General features: G+C 68.7%; 18 protein-coding genes and 1 pseudogene. 13 read left to right on the top strand and 6 right to left on the bottom strand.

Going from position 1 to position 20,398, the window contains the following annotated elements; translation table 11 throughout:
• Positions 1–27: 27 nt before the first annotated feature.
• Together xseA and AVMA1855_RS10970 are read right to left on the bottom strand one after the other, a co-directional pair.
• Positions 28–1,350, bottom strand: coding sequence for an exodeoxyribonuclease VII large subunit (xseA, locus tag AVMA1855_RS10975; RefSeq protein WP_284425731.1), 1,323 nt, complete (start codon positions 1,348–1,350; stop codon positions 28–30).
• Between the two features lie 4 nt (positions 1,351–1,354).
• Complete coding sequence (locus AVMA1855_RS10970; RefSeq protein ID WP_284425730.1) at positions 1,355–1,738, bottom strand: hypothetical protein; 384 nt, start codon at positions 1,736–1,738, stop codon at positions 1,355–1,357.
• Here AVMA1855_RS10970 and AVMA1855_RS10965 point away from each other — a divergent pair.
• From AVMA1855_RS10965 to adk, 6 genes are all read left to right on the top strand, one after another.
• Positions 1,725–2,354, top strand: coding sequence for a MotA/TolQ/ExbB proton channel family protein (locus tag AVMA1855_RS10965; RefSeq protein WP_284425729.1), 630 nt, complete (start codon positions 1,725–1,727; stop codon positions 2,352–2,354). The genes AVMA1855_RS10970 and AVMA1855_RS10965 overlap by 14 nt on opposite strands.
• Positions 2,355–2,386: 32 nt before the next feature.
• The gene (locus AVMA1855_RS10960) at positions 2,387–2,812 is read left to right on the top strand and encodes an ExbD/TolR family protein (RefSeq protein WP_284403947.1); all 426 of its coding nucleotides are present in this window, start codon (positions 2,387–2,389) and stop codon (positions 2,810–2,812) included.
• A gap of 5 nt (positions 2,813–2,817) precedes the next feature.
• Positions 2,818–3,879: a tetraacyldisaccharide 4'-kinase gene (gene lpxK / locus AVMA1855_RS10955; protein WP_284425728.1), complete on the top strand. Its 1,062-nt coding sequence runs from the start codon at positions 2,818–2,820 to the stop codon at positions 3,877–3,879.
• 19 nt (positions 3,880–3,898) lie between these two features.
• Positions 3,899–4,081 carry a Trm112 family protein gene (locus AVMA1855_RS10950; RefSeq protein WP_272547767.1) on the top strand — a complete coding sequence of 61 codons (183 nt, stop codon included), beginning with the start codon at positions 3,899–3,901 and terminating at the stop codon, positions 4,079–4,081.
• Positions 4,078–4,875 carry a 3-deoxy-manno-octulosonate cytidylyltransferase gene (gene kdsB, locus AVMA1855_RS10945; protein ID WP_284425727.1) on the top strand — a complete coding sequence of 266 codons (798 nt, stop codon included), beginning with the start codon at positions 4,078–4,080 and terminating at the stop codon, positions 4,873–4,875. Before AVMA1855_RS10950 ends, kdsB begins: the two co-directional genes overlap by 4 nt.
• 140 nt (positions 4,876–5,015) lie before the next feature.
• Positions 5,016–5,672, top strand: a complete 657-nt coding sequence (gene adk / locus AVMA1855_RS10940) for an adenylate kinase (protein WP_284425726.1) — start codon at positions 5,016–5,018, stop codon at positions 5,670–5,672.
• A 68-nt stretch (positions 5,673–5,740) separates the two neighbouring features.
• On the opposite strand, the gene AVMA1855_RS10935 is transcribed toward adk, so the two are convergent.
• Positions 5,741–6,709, bottom strand: a complete 969-nt coding sequence (locus AVMA1855_RS10935) for an asparaginase (protein ID WP_284425725.1) — start codon at positions 6,707–6,709, stop codon at positions 5,741–5,743.
• A gap of 84 nt (positions 6,710–6,793) precedes the next feature.
• Between AVMA1855_RS10935 and lexA the strand changes: the two genes are divergently transcribed.
• On the top strand, positions 6,794–7,468 hold the full coding sequence (gene lexA, locus AVMA1855_RS10930; protein ID WP_284401200.1) for a transcriptional repressor LexA: 675 nt from the start codon (positions 6,794–6,796) through the stop codon (positions 7,466–7,468).
• A 610-nt stretch (positions 7,469–8,078) separates the two neighbouring features.
• Positions 8,079–8,201, top strand: coding sequence for a hypothetical protein (locus AVMA1855_RS10925; protein WP_272569070.1), 123 nt, complete (start codon positions 8,079–8,081; stop codon positions 8,199–8,201).
• Between the two features lie 200 nt (positions 8,202–8,401).
• On the opposite strand, the gene hrpA is transcribed toward AVMA1855_RS10925, so the two are convergent.
• Complete coding sequence (gene hrpA, locus AVMA1855_RS10920) at positions 8,402–12,583, bottom strand: ATP-dependent RNA helicase HrpA (RefSeq protein ID WP_284425724.1); 4,182 nt, start codon at positions 12,581–12,583, stop codon at positions 8,402–8,404.
• A 343-nt stretch (positions 12,584–12,926) separates the two neighbouring features.
• Between hrpA and AVMA1855_RS10915 the strand changes: the two genes are divergently transcribed.
• The 3 genes from AVMA1855_RS10915 to argA all read left to right on the top strand — a co-directional run bounded on the left by AVMA1855_RS10915 (position 12,927) and on the right by argA (position 16,092).
• Complete coding sequence (locus AVMA1855_RS10915; RefSeq protein WP_272569067.1) at positions 12,927–13,169, top strand: hypothetical protein; 243 nt, start codon at positions 12,927–12,929, stop codon at positions 13,167–13,169.
• A gap of 126 nt (positions 13,170–13,295) precedes the next feature.
• Entirely contained in the window at positions 13,296–14,657 is a 1,362-nt protein-coding gene (locus tag AVMA1855_RS10910; protein WP_284425723.1) for an NAD(P)/FAD-dependent oxidoreductase, read from the top strand.
• Positions 14,658–14,745: 88 nt separating this feature from the next.
• The gene (gene argA, locus AVMA1855_RS10905; RefSeq protein ID WP_284412906.1) at positions 14,746–16,092 is read left to right on the top strand and encodes an amino-acid N-acetyltransferase; all 1,347 of its coding nucleotides are present in this window, start codon (positions 14,746–14,748) and stop codon (positions 16,090–16,092) included.
• Between the two features lie 28 nt (positions 16,093–16,120).
• Here argA and bla read toward each other — a convergent pair.
• Positions 16,121–17,055, bottom strand: a pseudogene (bla, locus tag AVMA1855_RS10900) (class A beta-lactamase).
• 129 nt (positions 17,056–17,184) lie between these two features.
• Here bla and AVMA1855_RS10895 point away from each other — a divergent pair.
• Both AVMA1855_RS10895 and trhO read left to right on the top strand, forming a co-directional pair.
• Positions 17,185–18,063 (top strand): LysR family transcriptional regulator, encoded by an 879-nt coding sequence (locus AVMA1855_RS10895; RefSeq protein ID WP_284425722.1) that lies wholly within the window; start codon positions 17,185–17,187, stop codon positions 18,061–18,063.
• 53 nt (positions 18,064–18,116) lie between these two features.
• On the top strand, positions 18,117–19,790 hold the full coding sequence (trhO, locus tag AVMA1855_RS26620; RefSeq protein WP_349817102.1) for an oxygen-dependent tRNA uridine(34) hydroxylase TrhO: 1,674 nt from the start codon (positions 18,117–18,119) through the stop codon (positions 19,788–19,790).
• A 72-nt stretch (positions 19,791–19,862) separates the two neighbouring features.
• Here trhO and AVMA1855_RS10880 read toward each other — a convergent pair whose 3' ends face one another.
• A complete protein-coding gene (locus AVMA1855_RS10880) occupies positions 19,863–20,396 on the bottom strand; it encodes a disulfide bond formation protein B (protein ID WP_284425721.1) in 534 nt (177 codons plus the stop codon).
• Positions 20,397–20,398 lie beyond the last annotated feature (2 nt).

Raw genomic sequence — 20,398 nt, 5'->3', positions numbered from 1 at the left:
GCAGAAAAAGCGCCCCAGCCACTCCATTTACAGCAACCGGCGCGGTGACACCTGCAGATCGATCTCACCGTCGGTCACCGCCGCCCGGACAGCGTCGCCTGGTCGCACCTGGGCCACCTTCGTCACCGGCTGGCCTTGCGCATCGGTGAGCAGTGCATAGCCCCGCTGCAGGACGAGATGCGGGTCCAGCAACTGCAAGCGCAGCGCCGCACGATCCAAGCGTTCGGACTGGCGGGCCATCCGTCTCTGCAGCATCTGCGGCATTTCTGTCTCCAGCGCTCGCGGGTGCTGGGCCAGGCGCTGCATTTTCAATAGCACGCTGTGGCGCATGCGCTCCGCCAGCCGTGCCAGACGCGTCTGCTGGCGCGCCACCAGGCCGGAAGGCCGGCCCAGGCGCTGGGCCACCAAGTCCAGGCGTTGGTGGCGCACATCGAACTGCGCCTGAACGCCGTCCGACAATCGATCGGCCAACAGATCGATGGCGCCCAGCCAGACGGCCCGTGGCTGGGAGACGAGTTCGGCGGCGGCGGTCGGCGTGGGTGCACGCAGGTCGGCACAAAAGTCGGCAATCGTGAAGTCGGTTTCGTGCCCGACACCGCAAACCAACGGCACCGGACTCTGGGCGATGGTGCGGGCCAACTGCTCGTCATTGAATGCCCACAGGTCCTCCATGGACCCGCCGCCCCGCACCAGAAGGATGACATCGATGGTGCACGGGGGCTGGCGGGACGCCGTGCCCTGCGGCGCCCCGCTGCCCGCGTCCACCAGTGCGTAGAGCTTGGACAGCGCGGCACGCATCGACGCGGGGGCATTGGCGCCCTGCACCAGCGCTGGCACCAGCGTGACCGGAATGTGCGGCACGCGCCGGCGCAAGGCGGTCACGACGTCATGCAGGGCAGCCGCACCCGGGGAGGTGACCAGGCCGATGCCACGCGGCATCAGGGGCAAGGGCCGCTTTCGCGCGTTGTCGAAGAGCCCTTCGGCCTCCAGTTGCGACTTCAGCCGAAGGAATTGCTCAAACAAGGCACCCTGGCCGGCCCGCTGCATGCTTTCGACGATGAGTTGCAGATCGCCGCGCGCCTCGTACACCCCCAGACGGCCGCGCAGCTCGACCAGTTCCCCGTCCCGCGGGGCGAAGTCCAGCAACAGGGCGGCACGGCGGAACATGGCGCAGCGGATCTGGCCCTGGCCGTCCTTGATCGTGAAATAGCAATGCCCGCTGGACGCGCGCGAAAAGCCCGTGATCTCGCCCTGCACGGCCACGGGATTGAAGCAGGCTTCCAGGGTGTCAGCAATGGCGCGGCATAGCGCCCCAACCTGCCAGATACGTGGCGCCGTTGCGAGGTTCATGCCGTCAGACACCGATGGCGCAAGGGGTTGCAGGCCATTGGCAAGGAGCACTAGTCCACAGCGCGGGAGGATGCCCGATTTGTCCGGCATTCACGCACACATCCCCGCGCATCGCTAGCAGATACGTGCAACCCATTGATTTCAAACGTTTTTTCGGTGCGTTATTTTTCATCAATCTGTCAAATTCACGGGCTGGTGCCGCTTGGCGGGCCATCGCAGCCCGGTTGCCCACAAAGTTATCCACAGAAAATGTGGGTGACGGCAGGGGATGGGAAGGCGCAGAACGGGCCGGGTCGTCCGGCCGTTTTTCGGCACGGACCACCGCATCAACTGGGCCATAATCGCGGATTGCTTCCATCTGCGCGGAGAGAGAATTGCTGTCGATCATACAAGCCGCAGGCTGGCCGATCTGGCCCTTGATAGCCTGCTCCGTCCTGGCGCTGGCACTCATCGTGGAGCGCTTCATCGCCCTCAAAACCGCGCGAGTCGCCCCACCCAAGCTGCTGGATGAAGCGATCACCGTGTCTTCCCGCTCCGTTCCCACACCCGATGTGGTGAACCAGCTGGCGCAGAACTCCGCCTTGGGTGAGGTGCTGGCCAGCGGCCTGCGCACGCTCAACAGCAATCCGCAAAGCACCGAAGCCGACGTGCGCGCTGCGATGGAGAGTTCCGGCCGGGCCGTGGCCCACCGCCTCGAAAAATACCTCAGTGCGCTCGCCACCATCGCGTCCGCCGCCCCGTTGCTCGGCCTGCTGGGCACAGTGATCGGCATGATCGAGATTTTTGGCTCCCAGGCGGGTGCCGGGCAGTCCGGCGGCGGCAACCCGGCTCAGTTGGCACAGGGCATTTCCATTGCGCTGTACAACACGGCGTTCGGCCTGATCGTGGCCATTCCGGCGCTGATCTTCTGGCGCTACTTCCGCAGCCGCGTGGATGCCTATCTGCTGACCCTCGAATTGGCCTCCGAGCAGTTCGTGCGGCACATCAGCCGGCTGCGCAAATAAATCATGGCCCACCTCCCATCGGCTGAACGGACATGAACTTTCGCTCCCGCCCCACCGAAGCGCCGGAAATCAACCTGATTCCGTTCATCGACGTGCTGCTCGTGGTGCTCATCTTCCTGATGCTGTCCACCACCTACAGCAAGTTCACCGAGCTGCAACTGACCCTGCCCGTGGCCGATGCCGAGCAGCAGCGCGACCATCCCAAGGAAGTGATCGTGGCGGTCGCCGCAGATGGCCGCTATGCCATCAACAAGCTGGCCGTCGAGGGCAAGAGCGTGGACGTGGTGGCCCAGGCATTGGCCGCGGCGGCCAGCGCCGGCAAGGACAGCGTCGTCATCATCAGTGCCGACGCCAATTCGCCGCACCAGGCGGTGGTCACCGTCATGGAAGCCGCGCGCCGCGTGGGCCTGTCGCAGATTACCTTCGCCACCCAGTCCACGGCCAGCGCCGGCAAGTAGCCGCGATGGCTGCCGCCGGGCCGCAGCCGCCCTCTGAACCCTCTTCCACAGCCCCCCATACCCAGGCATCCACCCTGCAAGCGGCCTGGAAACGGCGTGGGCCGCTGGCTTGGGCGCTGTGGCCGCTGTCCTGCCTGTATCGGACCGCTGTGGCCATCCGGCGAGCGCTTTATCGGCTGGGCGTCCTGCGCGCCGAGCGCATGGCGGTGCCGGTGATCGTGGTGGGCAACGTGATCGCCGGAGGGGCGGGCAAGACCCCGGTCACGCAGGCCATCGTGCGACATCTGGTGGCGCGCGGATGGCAGCCTGGCGTGGTGTCGCGCGGGTACGGACGGTCCACCGACGACTGCCGCGAAGTATGCGCGGACAGCCGCGCGACCGAAGTGGGCGACGAGCCGTTGCTGATCGCGAAGCGCACCGGCGTTCCCGTGTTCGTGGCGCGGCACCGGGCGCAGGCGGCGCGCGCACTGCTGGCACAGCATCCCCGCACCGATGTGATCGTTTGCGACGACGGTCTGCAGCATCTGGCGCTGGCCCGCGACATCGAGGTCTGCGTGTTCAACGACGACGGCGTGGGCAACGGATTCCTCCTGCCGGCCGGACCGCTGCGCGAACCCTGGCCACGCCGGGTCGACTGCGTGCTCCATGCCGGACAGGCCCCAGCTGGCGGATCACCGGCGTTCTCCCTGAGACGCTCGCTCGGGCCAGACGCCATGCGTGCGGACGGCAGCGCCGCGCCGCTGGCGCAGTGGCGCGGCCAGCCCTTGCACGCCGTGGCCGCCATCGCGAGGCCACAGGAATTCTTTGCCATGCTGCGGGCAAAAGGGCTCACGCTGCAGCAGACCACCGCCTTGCCGGATCACTATGATTTTGATAGCTGGAAAGGCAATCAAACCGCCGGCATGACGCTCGTTTGCACCGAAAAGGACGCCACCAAACTGTGGCGACTCCACCCCGAAGCGCTGGCCGTGCCGCTGCACCTGGAAATCGACAGCGCTTTTTTCTCCCTGCTGGACGAGCGGTTGCGGGCCGCCGCACGCCGCTCGCTATCATCGCCCTCCGACTGACCCCGAAGCCACTACCGCCATGGATCCCAAACTGCTCGAACTGCTGGTCTGCCCCGTCACCAAGGGCTCGCTCACTTTCAACCGGGAGCGGCAGGAACTGGTGTCGCGCAGCGCCCGCCTGGCCTACCCGGTGCGCGACGGCATTCCGGTGCTGCTCGAAAACGAAGCACGCACCCTGACGGACGAGGAGCTGGAGGCGTGACCGCGCCCGCCACGCCCTTCACCATCCTGATACCGGCGCGGCTGGCCTCCACGCGGCTGCCCGACAAGCCGCTGGCCGACATCGCCGGACTGCCCATGGTGGTGCGCGTGGCGCAACGCGCGGCGCAAAGCCAGGCCACCCGCGTGGTCGTGGCCACGGACGATGCCCGCATCCTTGCAACCTGCCAGGCGCATGGCGTGCAGGCCCTGCTCACGCGGCCCGACCATCCGAGCGGCAGCGACCGCCTGGCTGAGGCCTGCGAACAACTGGGCCTGGCAGGCGACGACATCGTGGTGAATGTGCAGGGCGACGAACCGCTGATCGATCCCGCGCTGATCGATGCGGTGGCCGCCCTGCTGCCGGCCCGCACGGACGCCAGCATGGGGACCGCCGCCCATGCCATCGACACGCTGGCCGACTACACCAACCCCAATGTCGTGAAGGTCGTGCTCGATGCGCGCGGTCTGGCGCACTACTTCAGCCGGGCGCCCATTCCGCATGCACGCGACCATGCCGGCGCTGCCTGGTGGTCGCGGGGGCCCGATGGCGCGGCCCCCGGCGTGCCGCCAGGGTATGCGCCGCTGCGCCACATCGGCCTCTACAGCTACCGCGCCGCATTCCTTCGGCAGTTTCCGGCCCTGCCGCCCGCGCCCACCGAAGCGGTCGAGGCACTGGAGCAGTTGCGGGCGCTATGGCACGGCCACCGCATCGCCGTGCATGTGACCGCTTCGGCACCCGGCCCCGGCGTGGACACCCCCCAGGATCTGGAACGCGTGCGAGCGCTGTTTTCCTAGCGTTTTCAGAGTCCCCGCCGTGTCAGGAAAGCGCGTGGACCCACGTGCTATCCTTGCCCGCGATCAGAGCGCCGCATCCCGGGCCGGAGGCAAGCCCGTGGCCAGTGGCGCCAGCCGAATTCAACACTTAGAGGACATCCATGAGACTGATTCTTTTGGGCGCACCCGGCGCCGGAAAGGGCACGCAGGCCGCATTCATTTGCCAGAAATACGGTATTCCGCAAATCTCCACCGGTGACATGCTGCGTGCTGCCGTCAAGGCGGGCACGCCACTGGGGCAGCAGGCCAAGGCCGTCATGGATGCGGGTGCGCTGGTCAGCGACGACCTCATCATCAATCTCGTGAAAGAGCGCATTGCACAGCCCGACTGCGCGTCCGGCTTCCTGTTCGACGGATTTCCCCGCACGATCCCGCAGGCCGACGCCATGAAGGCCGTGGGCGTCAAGCTCGACTATGTGCTCGAGATCGACGTGCCCTTCGATGCCATCATCGAACGCATGAGCGGCCGCCGCTCCCACCCGGCCAGCGGTCGCACGTACCACGTCAAGTTCAACCCACCCAAGGTGGAAGGCAAGGACGACGTGACCGGCGAAGACCTCATCCAGCGCGAAGACGACAAGGAAGCCACCGTCAAGAAGCGCCTGGATGTGTACAGCGCCCAGACCCGTCCGCTGGTGGAGTACTACTCCAGCTGGGCCAAGTCCGATCCGGCCGGCGCGCCCAAATACCGCGCCATCAGCGGCACGGGCAGCGTGGAAGAGATCACCCAGCGCGCGCTGGCCGCACTGGCTGGTTGATTTCTGACTGAACCCACACGGCACCTCGGCCGTGCCTGAAACGCCCCGCTCTGCGGGGCGTTTCCGTTTCAGGGGCGCCGAGGCCGGACCAGCAGATCGAGCAGCAGGCTGATGCGGGCCTTCACCGGGCTCAACCCCTCCGAATGGGGCAAGGCGTCCCCCGGCTTGGGCAGCACCCGGCCCAGCGGGCAGCGGGTGGCCACGCGCACTTCCACTCCGCTCTCGTGCGCGCGCTCCAGGGCTTTGCCCAGGGCGTGGTGCAGCGTGCCGTTGCCCGTCGCCGCTACCACAAGGCCGTCCACGCCGTCGAGTACCAGCAGGTCGACGATGCGGCCGTCGGCGCCGACATGGTTCATGAGCACCTCCACCCGCGGCCAAAGGTAGGTATTGGCGATGTGGTGGAGCGCATCCGATCTCGGAACCGAAGGGGCCGGCCAGCCATTGGTCAGGCGAACCGCGCCCTCCTCCACCCAGCCCAGCGGCCCGGCGTCCCCTGAACTGAAGGCATCCACGCGATAGGGGTGCACTTTCTGCACGTCGCGCGCGGTGTGGATCGTGCCTGCCACCACCGCCAGCACCCCGCGCGCCCCGGGCGTGGCCGCTACCGCCACCGCATCGAGCAGATTCTGCGGACCGTCCGGCGCGATGGCCGTTGCCGGCCGCATGGCGCAGGCCAGCACCACAGGGCGTTCGGCAGTGTCCAGGACCGAGTCCAGGAACCACGCCGTCTCCTCCAGCGTGTCGGTGCCGTGCGTGACCACCACTCCGCGCACATCGGGATCGGCCAGCAACTGCGTGCATCGGTGGGCCAGTTGCCGCCATACGGCGAAATCCATGTCCTTGCTGTCGATCTGCGCGATCTGCTCGGCTTCGATCCGGCCACGGGCCGCCTGCGCCAACCCGGGAATCGCCTCCAGCAACTGCCCCACGCCCACCTGCCCGGCGGTATAGCCGATGTTGTCTCCGGCCTCGGCGGCCTTGCCCGCGATGGTTCCGCCGGTGCCCAGCACCACGATTTTTCCTGTGCCCACTTGCACGCTCCAAAAAACTGGTTAAAAATACAGTGACTGGATTAAAAAACAGGCCTCTCTCTGCCTATCCGTTCAGCACCGGAGTCACTCATGTTCGACAGTCCCAAGCTCACCGCCCGCCAGCAGCAGATCCTCGATCTGATCCAGACCGCCATCTCCCGCACCGGCGCGCCCCCCACCCGGGCGGAAATCGCCGCCGAGTTCGGCTTCAAGTCCGCCAACGCGGCCGAAGAGCACCTGCAGGCCCTGGCCCGCAAGGGCGTCATCGAACTGGTCAGCGGCACGTCGCGCGGCATCCGGCTGCGCAGCGACACGGTGCGCTCCATCAATGCCGCCCGCGGCACCCAGTTCAACCTGCCCATCCCGGGTCTTTCGCAGCTGTCGCTTCCCCTGGTGGGGCGGGTGGCGGCAGGGTCGCCCATTCTCGCGCAGGAACATGTCGACCAGACCTACAGCGTGGAGGGCAGCCTGTTCCAGCACAAGCCGGATTACCTGCTCAAGGTGCGCGGCATGTCCATGCGCGATGCGGGCATCATGGACGGCGACCTGCTCGCCGTGCAATCCACCCGCGAGGCGCGCAACGGCCAGATCATCGTGGCCCGGCTGGGCGACGACGTCACCGTCAAGCGCCTGCGCCGCACGGCCACGGCCATCGAGCTGCTGCCCGAAAACCCCGACTACCCCGTCATCACCGTGCATCCGGGCGAGCCTTTCGAAATCGAAGGGCTCGCCGTGGGCCTGATCCGCAACACCATGCTGATGTAGCCCAGCGCACACCGCCGCAGGTGGCGGGCGTCTGGCGGCCAGGGGCAAGAAGCCCTGGCCAGCCAACCCTGCGGCAGTGTGTTTTTCCTCGGCAATCCTGCCTGTGTTCAACCCCCTCGCACTTCGCTGGAGTTTTCACATGGGATTTGCCCTGCTCGCTTTTTCTTCCTTTTCGCAACCGCTGAATGCGTTGGCACGGTGGCTGCGCGCGCCCGCCTGCCGACCTCCGCGCCAGGACCGCAGGGCCGCTGCAGGCCAGCCTGGCGGCGGCGCCAGCGGCAGAGGCGCGGTGCATGCCGTTGCCCCGGGCCTCCATGCCGACGCCATCGGCCCGTCCGCCAGGCGGCGGGTAGCCATCGAACCGCTGCCGTGCACCGCCTTGGAAAGTGAGGCGGCAGAGGGCCTGCCGTGTCCTTCCGCGCTCGCCCCGCTGCCCCGGCGCTTCGTGGTGGTTCGGCCACGGCAGGCACCGCCCGATCAGCCCGTTTCAGCATGGCCTCCCACGCCGGCTGCCACCCCGTCTGCACGGGCATGGTCCAGCACCAGCGCCAACGACAGTGGGGCATTTGCGGGTTGCAGCCGCCCCCGGCCCGCTGCGCGCCCGCTGCGGGTGCTGGATCGCCGCGGCCCCGGTGCGGCGGCGCGCGTGCTGATCTCCGGCCGCATGGCCGATGTGTGCGCCGAACTGGATCGCCTCGTGCGGGCCGAGGCGGCCTTGCAGGCGCCCCATTGAGGCCGCACATCCCAGCCGCACCGAAAGCACGGCAGCGCTGAAGCACCCGGAGGTGCTTGGTGGGTGCTCAGGAGAAGCCGCTCCGTGATGAATGGGGCCGAGCAGGGTTGGGCAAGTCATCCACCATGGGTCCCGTGCCCCGCCGCCCACTGTACCGGTGTCGATGCGAAGCGCCGCGCGGCACAGCCTGGCTGCCCGCCTCAGCTGTTGAGTTGCGCCCAGAGCTTGTCCAGCCGCTTCACGCTCACCGGCTGCGGGGTTCGCAACTCCTGGGCGAAGAAGCTCACCCGCAACTCTTCCAGCAGCCAGCGCAGTTCCTGCATGCGCGCATCCACCGCGCCCTTGCGTTCGGCCACCAGGCGCCAGTAGCGCTGTTCCTGCGGGCGCAGCTCGGCCAGCTTGCTGGCGTCGCGCGCCGGATCGGCACGGTATTTGTCCAGCCGCAGCGTGATCGCCTTGAGGTAGCGGGCAAAGTGCGCCAGTTGCGCCCACGGTGCCGCGGCCAGGAACGCCTTGGGCATGAGTCGCTGCAGTTGTTGCTGCGCGTCCTGCACGGCTTCGGGTGCGTTCTTGGTGTCCTTGATCTTGCGCGCCGCGGCGGCGTATTCCAGCAAGATCGTGCCGGCGAGCCGAGCGACCTCGTTGGCGATCAGGGTGAGCCGGCCGCGTCCCTCGTCCACCCGGCGCTTGAAAGCGGCCTCATCGGTGGGCAACGGGTCGAGCAGGAAGGCCCGGTCCAGCGCCACGTCGATGATCTGGCTGCGCAGTTCTTCCTGCGTGCCCAGCGGCATGTAGGCCACGGCCATCTTCTGCAGGTCGGGAATGTTCTTTTCCAGGTACTTGAGCGCGTCCTTGATCTGCAGCGCGAACAGGCGGCGCAGGCCCGCACGGTGCCGGGCGGCGGCCAGTTCGGGCTCGTCGAACACCTCGATGGTGACGGCATCGCCACCGTCGATGAGCGCGGGAAAGCCGATCAGCGTCTGGCCGCCCTTGCGGATTTCCATCAGCTCGGGCAGCTCGCCAAAGGTCCATGCGGTGTGACGCTGGCCGGCGGGCGCCTGCCGGCCCGAAGCGGCGGCTGGCGCGGAAGCGGCCGGCGCCGTCACCGCCGCAGGGCCGCGGCGCCCCGCGGCAGCGGGAGGCGCTTCACTTTTGATAGCAGAATGCCTTAGTACTTCTTGCGCTGGAGACTGTTTTTCTTCAAAACCCTTGGCATCGCCGCCCAGCTTGAGCCCTGCCAGGGCCTGGAAGGCGCCGCGCGCCTTCGCACCCCATTCGGCCTTGAGGGCGCCCAGGTTGCGCCCATGGCCGAGCTGGCGCCTGTGTTCGTCCACCACGCGGAAGTTCATGAACAGGTGCGGGCTCAGCATGTCGAGCTTGAAATCGGCCCGCTTGACGTCGAGCGAGGTCTCATCGCGCACCTGCTTGAGCAGCACCTCGACCAGGCTGCCGTGGCCGAAGCGTTCGGGTGTGCCGAGCAGCCCGGCCAGGCGGGTTGCGCTGTCGGGCAACGGCACGAACCGGCTGCGGGGGCGCTGCGGCAGGCTCTTGAGCAGGGCCTGGATCTTGGGCTGCAGCATGCCGGGCACCAGCCATTCGCAGCGCTCGTCGCTCACCTGGTTGAGCACGAACAGCGGCACGGTGACCGTGATGCCGTCGCGCGCATCGCCCGGCTCGTGCAGGTAGCTCGCCGCGCAATCCACGCCGCCCAGCCGCACCGTGCGCGGGAAGGCATTGCCGGTGATGCCCGCGGCCTCGTGGCGCATGAGTTCTTCGCGCGTCAGCTTGAGCAGGTCGGGGTTCGACGCGCTCGCCTCGCGGTACCACGCCTCGAAGCTGTGCCCACTGCACACGTCGGCCGGCAACTGCTGGTCGTAGAAGGCATAGATCAACTCGTCGTCCACCAGCACGTCCTGGCGGCGCGACTTGTGTTCGAGCTCTTCGACCTTGGCGATGAGCTTGTGGTTGGCGGCCAGAAAAGGCAGACGGGTTTCCCACTGCCCGCCGATCAGCGCCTCGCGGATGAAGATGTCGCGCGCCGCGTACGGGTCCACCTTGCCGAAGTTCACCCGCCGGTTGTTGTAGATGACGATGCCGTACAGCGTGGCGCGCTCCAGCGCATTGACCTCGGCCGCCTTCTTTTCCCAGTGCGGGTCGAGCAGCTGCTTCTTGAGCAGGTGCCAGCCCAGTTGCTCGATCCACTGCGGCTCGATGGCCGCGATGCCCCGGCCGAAGAGGCGCGTGGTCTCCACCAGTTCGGCCGCGACGATCCAGCGCCCGGGCTTCTTGGACAGGTGCGCGCCCGGGTGCTTGTAGAACTTGATGCCGCGTGCGCCCAGGTACCAGTCGTCCTCGTCGCTCTTGACGCCGATGTTGCCCAGCAACCCGGCCAGCATGGACAGGTGGATCTGCTCGTAGCTGGCAGGGCGGTCGTTGATGCGCCAGCGGTGTTCGGTCACCACGGTCAGCAATTGCGTGTGGATGTCACGCCACTCGCGCAGTCGGCGCACGCTGATGAAGTTCTGGCGCAACAGCGATTCGTACTGGCGGTTGCTGAGCTTGTGGGTGGGCGCAGCCGCTGCGGCCTCGGTGGCCGCTGGCGGCATCACGGCCGCCGCGGCCATGCGCTGTGCCACGGGCAGCACGGCCTGCGAGGGCGCGCCCTTGCGCGCGGCCTGCTTTTGCATGCGCGCCGACGGCAGGGTGGGCGCGCCACCGCGCGCTTCGTTGATCCACTTCCACAGCTTGAGGTAGCCGCTGAACTCGCTCTTTTCGTCGTCGAACTTGGCGTGGGCCTGATCAGCCTGCTGCTGCGCATCCATGGGGCGGTCGCGCACGTCCTGCACGCTCAGGGCGCTGGCGATGATGAGCACCTCGTCCAGCGCCTGGCGCTCGCGCGCCTCCAGGATCATGCGGCCCACGCGCGGGTCGAGCGGCAGGCGCGACAGCTCCTGGCCCATCGGCGTGAGTTCGTTGGATTCGTCCACCGCGCCCAGTTCGCCCAGCAACTGGTAGCCGTCGGCGATCGCGCGGCCCGAAGGCGCCTCGATGAAGGGGAACTGCGCCACGTCGCCCAGGTGCAGCGACTTCATGCGCAGGATGACGCCGGCCAGCGAGGACCGCAAAATTTCTGGGTCGGTGAACCGGGGCCGGCCGTTGAAGTCGGCCTCGTCGTAGAGCCGGATGCAGATGCCGTTGGCGACGCGGCCGCAACGGCCCGCGCGCTGGTTGGCGGCGGCCTGGCTGACGGGCTCGACCATCAGCTGTTCCACCTTGCTGCGGAAGCTGTAGCGCTTCACGCGCGCGGTGCCGGCGTCGATCACGTAGCGGACGCCGGGCACGGTGAGCGAGGTCTCGGCCACGTTGGTGGCCAGTACGATGCGCCGGCCCGTGTGTCCGTCGAAGATGCGGTCCTGCTCGGCCTGCGACAGCCGCGCGAACAGGGGCAGCACCTCGGCATTGCGCATCACCGGCTGGTGCGCCAAGTGCTTGCGCAGGTGGTCGGCCGCCTCGCGGATCTCGCGCTCGCCGGGCAGGAAGACGAGGATGTCGCCGCCGGCGTTGCCGGCCCACAGCTCGTCCACGCCGTCGGCGATGGCTTCGTTCAGGCCGTAGTCGCGCGACTCTTCGAACGGGCGCCAGCGCTGCTCGACCGGAAAGGTCCGGCCCGACACGTAGATGATGGGCGCCGGAATCAGCTCCGCGCCCTGCGGCCCTGCGGTGTGGGGCGCATCGCCTGGTTTGGAGCGGCCCGGCAGGCGCCGCGGCAAGGCGAAATGTTTGGCAAAGCGGTCGGCATCGATGGTGGCCGACGTGACGATCACCTTCAGGTCGGGCCGGCGCGGCAGGATCTGCCGCAGGTAGCCCAGCAGGAAGTCGATGTTCAGGCTGCGCTCGTGCGCCTCGTCGATGATGAGCGTGTCGTAGGCCTTGAGCAGCGGGTCGGTCTGGGTCTCCGCCAGCAGGATGCCGTCTGTCATGAGCTTGACCGAGGCGTCGCGCGACAGCCGGTCCTGGAACCGCACCTTGTAGCCCACCACGTCGCCCAGCGGGGTCTGCAGCTCTTCGGCGATGCGCTTTGCCACGCTGCTGGCGGCGATGCGGCGAGGCTGCGTGTGGCCGATGAGCTGGCCTTTCTGCCCCGGCGCGGCGTTGCATTTGCCGCGCCCCAATGCCAGCGCGATCTTGGGCAGTTGCGTGGTCTTGCCCGAGCCGGTCTCCCCGCACACGATGATGACCTGGTGCTCCCGCATCGCCGCCATGATTTCGTCGCGCCGCGCCGAGACGGGCAGCGACGGCGGGAAGGTGATGCGCAACGGCGCGCTGGGCGCCCCGGCGGTGGAAGAAGAAGGGGAAGAAGAGGAAGGCGCGGATTCGGTCATGAAGGGCTGCATTATCCGAGCCCGCCGTTGGCCCTGCACAACAAGGGCCGCCAGGGGCCACGGCAGGCCTTGCCACGCCCGCGAAGCCGCTTCGATAATCGCGCCTTCGCTTCACCAGCGCCGCAACGAGCACCCTTGCGGCGCACCTTTCAGGAGCTGTCTTTCCATGCCTCATTTGTTCACCCCCCCTCACTGAACACGGTTCCTCGCCCCGGCTGAACCGTGTCGCTCACACACCGTTCAGCCAAGGTGGCTGCGCTCCCCCGCCCCATTCGAATGGGGGTGCGCCGCACGAAAGCCCTGGCTTGCTCAGCCGGGGCTTTTTGCTTTTCAGGAATCGCACATGAGTGCTCAGAAACGTTCCCGCGCCTTCCAGCAAGGCCGGGTCAAGGCCTTGCGCCGCATGAAGCAGCCGATGGTGCTGCACCTCGAAGCCAGCGCACCGCCGCGCAACCCGGTGGCCCGCGCGCTAGCGGCGCGCGGCACCAGCGCCGCGGCAGGCAAGCACATCCGCAGCCAGGGCGCGCAGCGCCGCGCCGACCGCATGGCGCTGCAGCGTGCCGTGCGCCGCGGCGCGGAAGGCTGATCCGCCGGTGCTCACCGGGCACCAGGCCGGCAGGGCACTGTGGACCGGACCCTTTCGTGGAAAAATGGCACGACCGGGTCCGGCCCACACCCCCTCTTCTCCTCGCTGCCCTGCGCAGCCGCACACATGCCCGCCACAGCCTCCGCCACTCCCGCCCTTGCCGAACACACCACCCAGGCCAGGGCGGCCGGGCCTGCCGATCGGCGCCGGCACGTCGTGGTGATCGGGGCCGGCATCGTGGGCACGGTGTGCGCGATCGAGATGCTGCGCTCCGGCCGCCAGGTCACGCTGCTCAACCCCCATGCCCCCGCCGGCGAAGAAGCCACCAGCTACGGCAATGCGGGCTGGCTGTCTTCCCATTCCATTCTTCCGCCCGCAGGGCCCGGCATGTGGAAGCAGGTGCCTGGCTACCTGCGGGACCCGCAGGGCCCGCTCACCGTGCGCTGGGGCTACCTGCCCCGCGCCCTGCCGTGGCTGTGGCGCTTCTTGCGCTCGGGCCGCACGCCCGCGCACGTGGCCCGCACCGCGCATGCCCTGCGCCAATTGCTGCGCGATGCGCCGGCGCTGCATGCCCGGCTGGCCAGCGAAGCCGGCGTCCCGCACCTGGTGGCCCAGCGCGGCCTGCTGCACGCCTACCGCTCGCGGGCGGACTTCGAGGCGGATGCGCTGGGCTGGCGGCTCCGCGGCGAGGAAGGCATCGCATTCGAGACGGTGGAAGGCGCCAGCCTGCGCGCGCAGGAGCCCGACCTGGCCCCGGCTTACGGCTTCAGCGTGCGCGTGGCCGAAGCCGGCCACTGCGCCAATCCCGGTGCCTACCTCGCGGCCCTGGTGGCCCATGCGCAATCCCTCGGCGCGCGCTGGGTCACGGGCCAGGCCACCGGGCTGCACATCGAGGCAGGCCGCCTGCACGCCGTGCGGACCGACCAGGGCGACCTGCCCTGCCAGGGTGCGGTCATCGCGGCGGGCGCATATTCGCGGCCGCTGGCGCTAGCCGCCGGCGATCGCGTGTGGCTGGACACCGAACGCGGGTACCACGCGATGCTGGACCTGCAGGCCCGCGCCGGGGAGCCCGCGCCCGCCGGCCCCCGCACCTCCACGATGGTGATGGACCGCAAGCTCATCGTGCACCAGATGGAGCACGGCCTGCGGGTGGCCGGCCAGGTGGAGATCGCCGGCCTGCACGCCGCACCCGATTGGCGCCGCGCCCGCATCCTGCTGGGACACCTATTCGATCTGTACCCTTCGCTGCCCCGCGCCACGCTGGAGGACGGCGCCCGCTTCTGGATGGGCCGGCGTCCGAGCACCAGCGACGGACTGCCCTGCATCGGCCCCGCCAGCGCCTGCACGGACGTCATCCATGCCTACGGCCACGGCCATGTGGGCCTGGGCGCTTCGGCCCGCACGGGACGGGTAGTGTCCCAATGCATGGACGGGCAGCCTCCGGAGATCGACCTAGCGCCGTTCCGTCCGCAGCGATGGCGACGATAATTCGGCCGCAGCGGAAAACGCCCCGCCCTCCCCACGCAACCTGCGCCACCCCGCAGGGTGCAGTCCCCGCTCCCTTCACCCTTTCGCCATGTCCGCCGTCTTCAACTTCACCTTCGTCCCCTGGTTCCGCTCGGTTGCGCCGTACATCCACAAGTTCCGCCACCAGACCTTCGTGATCGGGCTCACGGGGGAGGCCATCGCGGCCGGCAAGCTCCAGGCCATCGCGCAGGACCTGGCCATGATCCAGGCGATGGGTGTGAAGATCGTGCTCGTGCACGGCTTTCGCCCGCAGGTGAACGAGCAGCTCGCGGCCAAGGGACATGCAGAAAAGTATTCGCACGGCATCCGCGTCACCGATTCGGTGGCGCTCGACTGCGCGCAGGAGGCCGCGGGCCAGTTGCGCTACGAGATCGAGGCCGCCTTCAGCCAGGGCCTGCCCAACACGCCGATGGCGGGCTCCACGGTGCGCGTGATCTCCGGCAACTTTCTGACGGCGCGGCCCGTGGGCATCGTGGACGGGGTGGATTTCCAGCATTCGGGCCTGGTGCGCAAGGTGGATGTGGCGGGCATCCGGCGCTCGCTCGACATGGACGCGCTGGTGCTGCTGTCGCCCTTCGGCTTCTCGCCCACCGGCGAGGCCTTCAACCTGACGATGGAGGAGGTCGCGACCTCGGTGGCGATCGCGCTCAAGGCCGACAAGCTGGTCTTCGTGTGCGAGGTGCCCGGCATCCGCATGAACCCCGACGAGCCCGAGAGCGACGACAACCCCATCGATACGGAACTGCCGCTGGCCCAGGCCCGGCAGATGCTGGCCCGCGTGCCGCCCAGCCAGCGGCCGACCGACACCGCGTTCTATCTGCAGCACTGCGTGAAGGCCTGCCAGAACGGCGTGGAGCGCAGCCACATCATTCCTTTCGCGGTGGACGGTGCGCTGCTGCTGGAGATCTACGTGCACGACGGCATCGGCACCATGGTGGTCGATGAGAAGCTGGAAGAACTGCGCGAGGCGACGCCGGACGACGTGGGCGGCATCCTGCAGCTGATCGAGCCGTTCGAGAAGGACGGCACGCTCGTCAAACGCGACCGCACCGAGATCGAACGCGACATCGCCAACTACACCATCATCGAACACGACGGCGTGATCTTCGGCTGCGCCGCGCTCTACCCCTATCCGGAGGGCAGCACGGCCGAGATGGCGGCCGTGACCGTGTCGCCGCACAGCCAGGGCACGGGCGACGGCGAAAAGCTGCTCAAGCGCATCGAGCAGCGGGCGCGGGGCATGGGCCTGACCAGCCTCTTCGTGCTCACCACGCGCACCATGCACTGGTTCATCAAGCGCGGCTTCCAGCCCGTGGACCCTGAGTGGCTGCCCGAGGCCCGCAAGCGCAAGTACAACTGGGACCGCCGCAGCCAGGTGCTCGTCAAGAAGCTGTAGGCGGCGGCCCGGCCTGCGGCCACACCGCTCAGGCAGCGACCGCCCGGGCCACTTGGCGCGCCACCTCGGCGATGGTGGCATCGCGCTTTTCCGGCGTGGCGGTGGTCTGGGTGATGTAGCAGGTGACCACAATGGGCGCACCGCCGCCGGGCGGCCACAGCACGCCGATGTCGTTGGACGAACCCTGGTTGCCCGTTCCCGTCTTGTCGCCCACCCGCCAGCCCGGCACGCCGGCACGCCGGCACGCAGCCGCTTGTCGCCCGTCTTCGTGGCCACGATCCATTCGACCAGTTGGGCACGCGAGGCCGGGCTCAGCGCATCGCCCAAGGCCACCTTGCGCAGCGACTGCAGCATGGCCTGCGGCGTGGTGGTGTCGCGCGGATCGCCCGCGATGGCCTCGTTCAGCGTGGGCTCGGTGCGGTCCAGCCGCGTCACCGTGTCGCCCAGGCTCCGCGCGAAGGCGGTGAAGCCCTGCGGGCCGCCGTGGCGCGCGAGCAGCAGGTTGGCTGCGGTGTTGTCGCTCAGCGTGACGGTGCCTTCGCACAGCTCGCCGACCGTGATGCCGACGTCGCCCACCCGCTTTTCCGTCACCGGCGAATAGGCCACGAGCGCCGACGCTTCGAAATGCACCCGGCGGTCCAACGCCTCCTGGCCCCGGTCGACCCGCTCCAGCATCCACGCGGCCAGCAGCAGCTTGAAGGTGCTGGCCATGGGAAAGCGCTCGTCCTGGCGCCAGCCCAGCGACAGCCCGGAGCCCGTGTCGAGCATGGCGACCCCGAGCCGCGCCTTGGGGTGGCCGTCCAGTGCCAATTCAAGCTGCCGCATGGCGGCCTGCCAGGCCACCTCCCGCGGGTTGCGCTCGCCCGCTGGCGCGGCGGCATGGGCCGGGCCGGCCCACAAGGCGGCCGTCGAAGCGGCGGCCACGGCGGCGAAGAGATCAAAGGAAAACTGGCGTCTTTGCATGGAATGAACCTGTCGTTGGAAGCAAGAAGACCCGAACGATAGAGACATGTCGGCCAGAGCACCATCGACAATAATCGGGAAGAGCCCCAAGAAAAACTGCTTGCTACTTGCCTGCCTGATTCCGACGCCATGCACCTGCCCCTCAATGCCCTGCGCGCCTTCGAGGTCTCGGCGCGCCACCTCAACCTCACCCGTGCAGCCCAGGAGCTGTGCGTGACCCAGACCGCGGTCAGCCAGCACATCCGCAACCTCGAAGAGCGCCTGGGCAAGCCGCTGTTCCGGCGCCTGCCGCGCGGACTGGCATTGACGGACGAAGGCCTGGCCCTGCTGCCGGTGCTGGCCGACGCGTTCGGCCGCATTGCCGGCGCCCTGGAGCAGTTCAGCGACACCCGCCCCCGCGAAGTGCTCACCGTCGGCGCCGTGGGCACCTTCGCCGTGGGGTGGCTGCTGCCGCGGCTGCGCGAGTTCCAGCAGGCGTGCCCCTTCGTGGACCTGCGCCTGCTCACGCACAACAACCGGGTGGACATCGCGGGCGAGGGACTGGACTGCGCCATCCGGTTCGGGGACGGCGCCTGGCATGGCACCGAGGCCGACCGCCTGCTGGAAGCGCCGCTGTCCGCCATGTGCGCGCCCTCCATCGCCCCGCGGCTGCGGGCGCCGGCCGACCTGGCGCACGAATCGCTGCTGCGTTCGTACCGCGCGGACGAGTGGGCCGCCTGGTTCAGCGCCGCCGGTGTGCCCTGCCCGCTGGTGCGTGGCACGGTGTTCGACTCCTCCCTGGCCTTGGCCGAGGCCGCCGCGCAGGGCGCGGGCGTGGCGCTGCTGCCGGTGCGGCTTTTTCAAAGGGAGCTGCAACAAGGGCGGCTCGTGCAGCCCTTCGGCACGCACATCGCCCTGGGTGCCTACTGGCTCACGCGCTTGAAATCCCGCCCGCCCAGTGCTGCGCTGCAGGCCTTCCGCGGCTGGCTGCTGGCCGGCTGCGGCAGCCTGCCGGGAGAACCGGCCTGATCGCCCCTTACACGCTCCGCCCGCTCCAAACGCACCGCTATCATCGCCACCCCATGCCCGAGATCCTCACCGCCGCCCTCTACCATTTCGTCGATCTGCCCGACTGCGCCGCACTGCAGCCACCGCTGCAATCCGTGTGCGAGACCCATGGCGTGCGGGGCCTGCTGCTGCTGGCGCCCGAGGGGATCAACGGAACGATCGCGGGGGAGCCCGCAGGTGTGCGGGCCGTGCTGGCCTGGCTTCGTGCCGATGAGCGGCTGGCCGGCCTGCGCCACAAGGAAGCGCTGGGCGACCGTATGCCGTTCTACCGCATGCGGGTGCGGCTCAAGCGCGAGATCGTCACCCTGGGCGTGACCGGACTGGACCCGGCGCGCAATGCCGGCACGCACGTGCCGCCGGCGCAATGGAACGCCCTGATCGATGACCCCGAGGTGGTGGTGATCGACGTGCGCAACGACTATGAAGTGGGCATCGGCAGCTTCGCCCGGGCCATCAACCCGCGCACGCGCAGCTTCACGGAGTTTCCGGCCTGGGTGGCGCAGCAGCGCGCGCCGGGCGGCGTGCTGGCACACCGGCCCAAGGTGGCCATGTTCTGCACGGGCGGCATCCGGTGCGAGAAGTCCACCGCCCTGCTCAAGTCGCAGGGCTTCGACGAGGTGTTCCACCTGGACGGCGGCATCCTGCAGTACCTGGAAGACGTGCCCGCCGAAGACAGCCGCTGGCACGGCGATTGTTTCGTGTTCGACGAACGCGTGTCGGTGGGCCATGGCCTGTCCACGGGCCGGCACCAGTTGTGCCGGTCCTGCCGCATGCCGCTGGGCGAGGCCGAACTCGCATCGCCCCAGTACCGCCCCGGCGTGAGCTGCCCCTATTGCCATGGCACGCGCACGCCCGAGCAGGAGCGCGCCCTGGCCGAGCGCGAGCAACAGATGGAGCTCGCGCGGCAGCGCGGGCAGGAACACATCGGCGCGCGCCTGGGCACCTCGGGTGCGGCGCAGTCCGATGATCAACCCTCAGACACGCCCAGCGGCCTGCCCGTGCTGTATTCCTTTCGCCGCTGCCCCTACGCCATGCGCGCCCGCATGGCGATCGCGGCCAGCGGGCAGGCCTGTGAATTGCGCGAGGTGGTGTTGCGCGACAAGCCGCAAGCGTTGCGGGACGCATCGCCCAAAGCCACGGTGCCCGTGCTGGTGCTGCCCGATGGCCAGGTGCTGGAACAAAGCCTGGAGATCATGCGCTGGGCGCTCGCTCGCCACGACCCGCAGGGCTGGATGGCCGAAGATGCCGCAACGGCCCGGGACGCCGATGCGCTCATCGCGGCCTGCGACGGCACCTTCAAACAGGCCCTGGACCGCTGCAAGTACCCGAACCGCTATCCGCAGCAGACCGGCACGGTAAACGGCGTGGAGGACGCGCTAACGCCCCAGGCCACCGCCACCGCGTTCCTGGCCCAATGGGACGCGCGGCTGGCGCAACACGCCTTCCTGTGCGGCCCGCAGCCCACGCTGGCCGACGTGGCCATCATGCCGTTCGTGCGCCAGTTCGCGGGCATCGACGCCATGGCCTGGCAGGGGGGCCCCTGGCCCCATGTGCGAAAGTGGCTGACAGCATGGGAGGCCAGCACCGCGTTCACGCAGGTGATGGACAAGATGGCGCCCTGGGTGCCCGGAACCCGGGGCCCGGTGTTTCCCGCCCAGGAGCCCGTGGCAGCGCCGGCACCGATCTGACGGATTTGCAACGCCCAAGAAAAAGGCGCCTGTTCAAGGCGCCTTTTTCATTCAACGGAGTGCAGGCGGGTTTCAAGCCGCAGCCAGCCGGCGGCGGTTGGCGCCCCCTCGCCCGCCGCGGGCCAGCAGCACCAGCAGCACGACGGCCATGAGCACGAAGCAGATGAACGACCAGTTGGCGATGGAGCCTCCGAGGAAGGTCCAGTCCACCGCGGCGCAGTCGCCCGAACCGCGGAAGATCATGGGGATCGCGCGGCCGATGGGGAAGTGCTCGATCATTCCGTAGAAGTCGCGACCGCAGGTGGCGATCTCGGGCGGGTACCACTGCAGCCAGCTTTGCCGCGCCGCCACGAAGGCGCCGAATCCCGACGACAGCAGCGCCAGGACGGCCCACGACATCCACCAGCCCCGGGTGCCCCGGGCGCTGGCCAGGGCCGCAAACACGGCGACCCCGATGAGCGCATAGCGCTGCACGATGCACATCGGGCAGGGCTCGAGCCCCACGACATGCTGCAGGTACATGCCAAAAGCCAGCATGGCCACGCAGGCCGCCGCGATGAGGCCCAGCACGCGGCGGGGCGCGGCATCCAACCAGTTCAACACCATTG

It is taken from the genome of Acidovorax sp. SUPP1855 (genome assembly GCF_030158955.1).
GTDB lineage: Bacteria > Pseudomonadota > Gammaproteobacteria > Burkholderiales > Burkholderiaceae_C > Paracidovorax.
This window is presented reverse-complemented; position numbering and strand designations above follow the sequence as displayed.

Bases quoted from the DNA above. Each gene is read 5' to 3' on its own strand.
- AVMA1855_RS10880 (WP_284425721.1), bottom strand. From the start codon at position 20,396: ATGGTGTTGAACTGGTTGGATGCCGCGCCCCGCCGCGTGCTGGGCCTC.
- lexA (WP_284401200.1), top strand. From the start codon at position 6,794: ATGTTCGACAGTCCCAAGCTCACCGCCCGCCAGCAGCAGATCCTCGAT.
- AVMA1855_RS10895 (WP_284425722.1), top strand. From the start codon at position 17,185: ATGCACCTGCCCCTCAATGCCCTGCGCGCCTTCGAGGTCTCGGCGCGC.
- hrpA (WP_284425724.1), bottom strand. From the start codon at position 12,583: ATGACCGAATCCGCGCCTTCCTCTTCTTCCCCTTCTTCTTCCACCGCC.
- AVMA1855_RS10960 (WP_284403947.1), top strand. From the start codon at position 2,387: ATGAACTTTCGCTCCCGCCCCACCGAAGCGCCGGAAATCAACCTGATT.
- argA (WP_284412906.1), top strand. From the start codon at position 14,746: ATGTCCGCCGTCTTCAACTTCACCTTCGTCCCCTGGTTCCGCTCGGTT.
- AVMA1855_RS10915 (WP_272569067.1), top strand. From the start codon at position 12,927: ATGAGTGCTCAGAAACGTTCCCGCGCCTTCCAGCAAGGCCGGGTCAAG.
- xseA (WP_284425731.1), bottom strand. From the start codon at position 1,350: ATGAACCTCGCAACGGCGCCACGTATCTGGCAGGTTGGGGCGCTATGC.
- trhO (WP_349817102.1), top strand. From the start codon at position 18,117: ATGCCCGAGATCCTCACCGCCGCCCTCTACCATTTCGTCGATCTGCCC.
- AVMA1855_RS10950 (WP_272547767.1), top strand. From the start codon at position 3,899: ATGGATCCCAAACTGCTCGAACTGCTGGTCTGCCCCGTCACCAAGGGC.
- AVMA1855_RS10910 (WP_284425723.1), top strand. From the start codon at position 13,296: ATGCCCGCCACAGCCTCCGCCACTCCCGCCCTTGCCGAACACACCACC.
- lpxK (WP_284425728.1), top strand. From the start codon at position 2,818: ATGGCTGCCGCCGGGCCGCAGCCGCCCTCTGAACCCTCTTCCACAGCC.
- adk (WP_284425726.1), top strand. From the start codon at position 5,016: ATGAGACTGATTCTTTTGGGCGCACCCGGCGCCGGAAAGGGCACGCAG.
- AVMA1855_RS10970 (WP_284425730.1), bottom strand. From the start codon at position 1,738: ATGATCGACAGCAATTCTCTCTCCGCGCAGATGGAAGCAATCCGCGAT.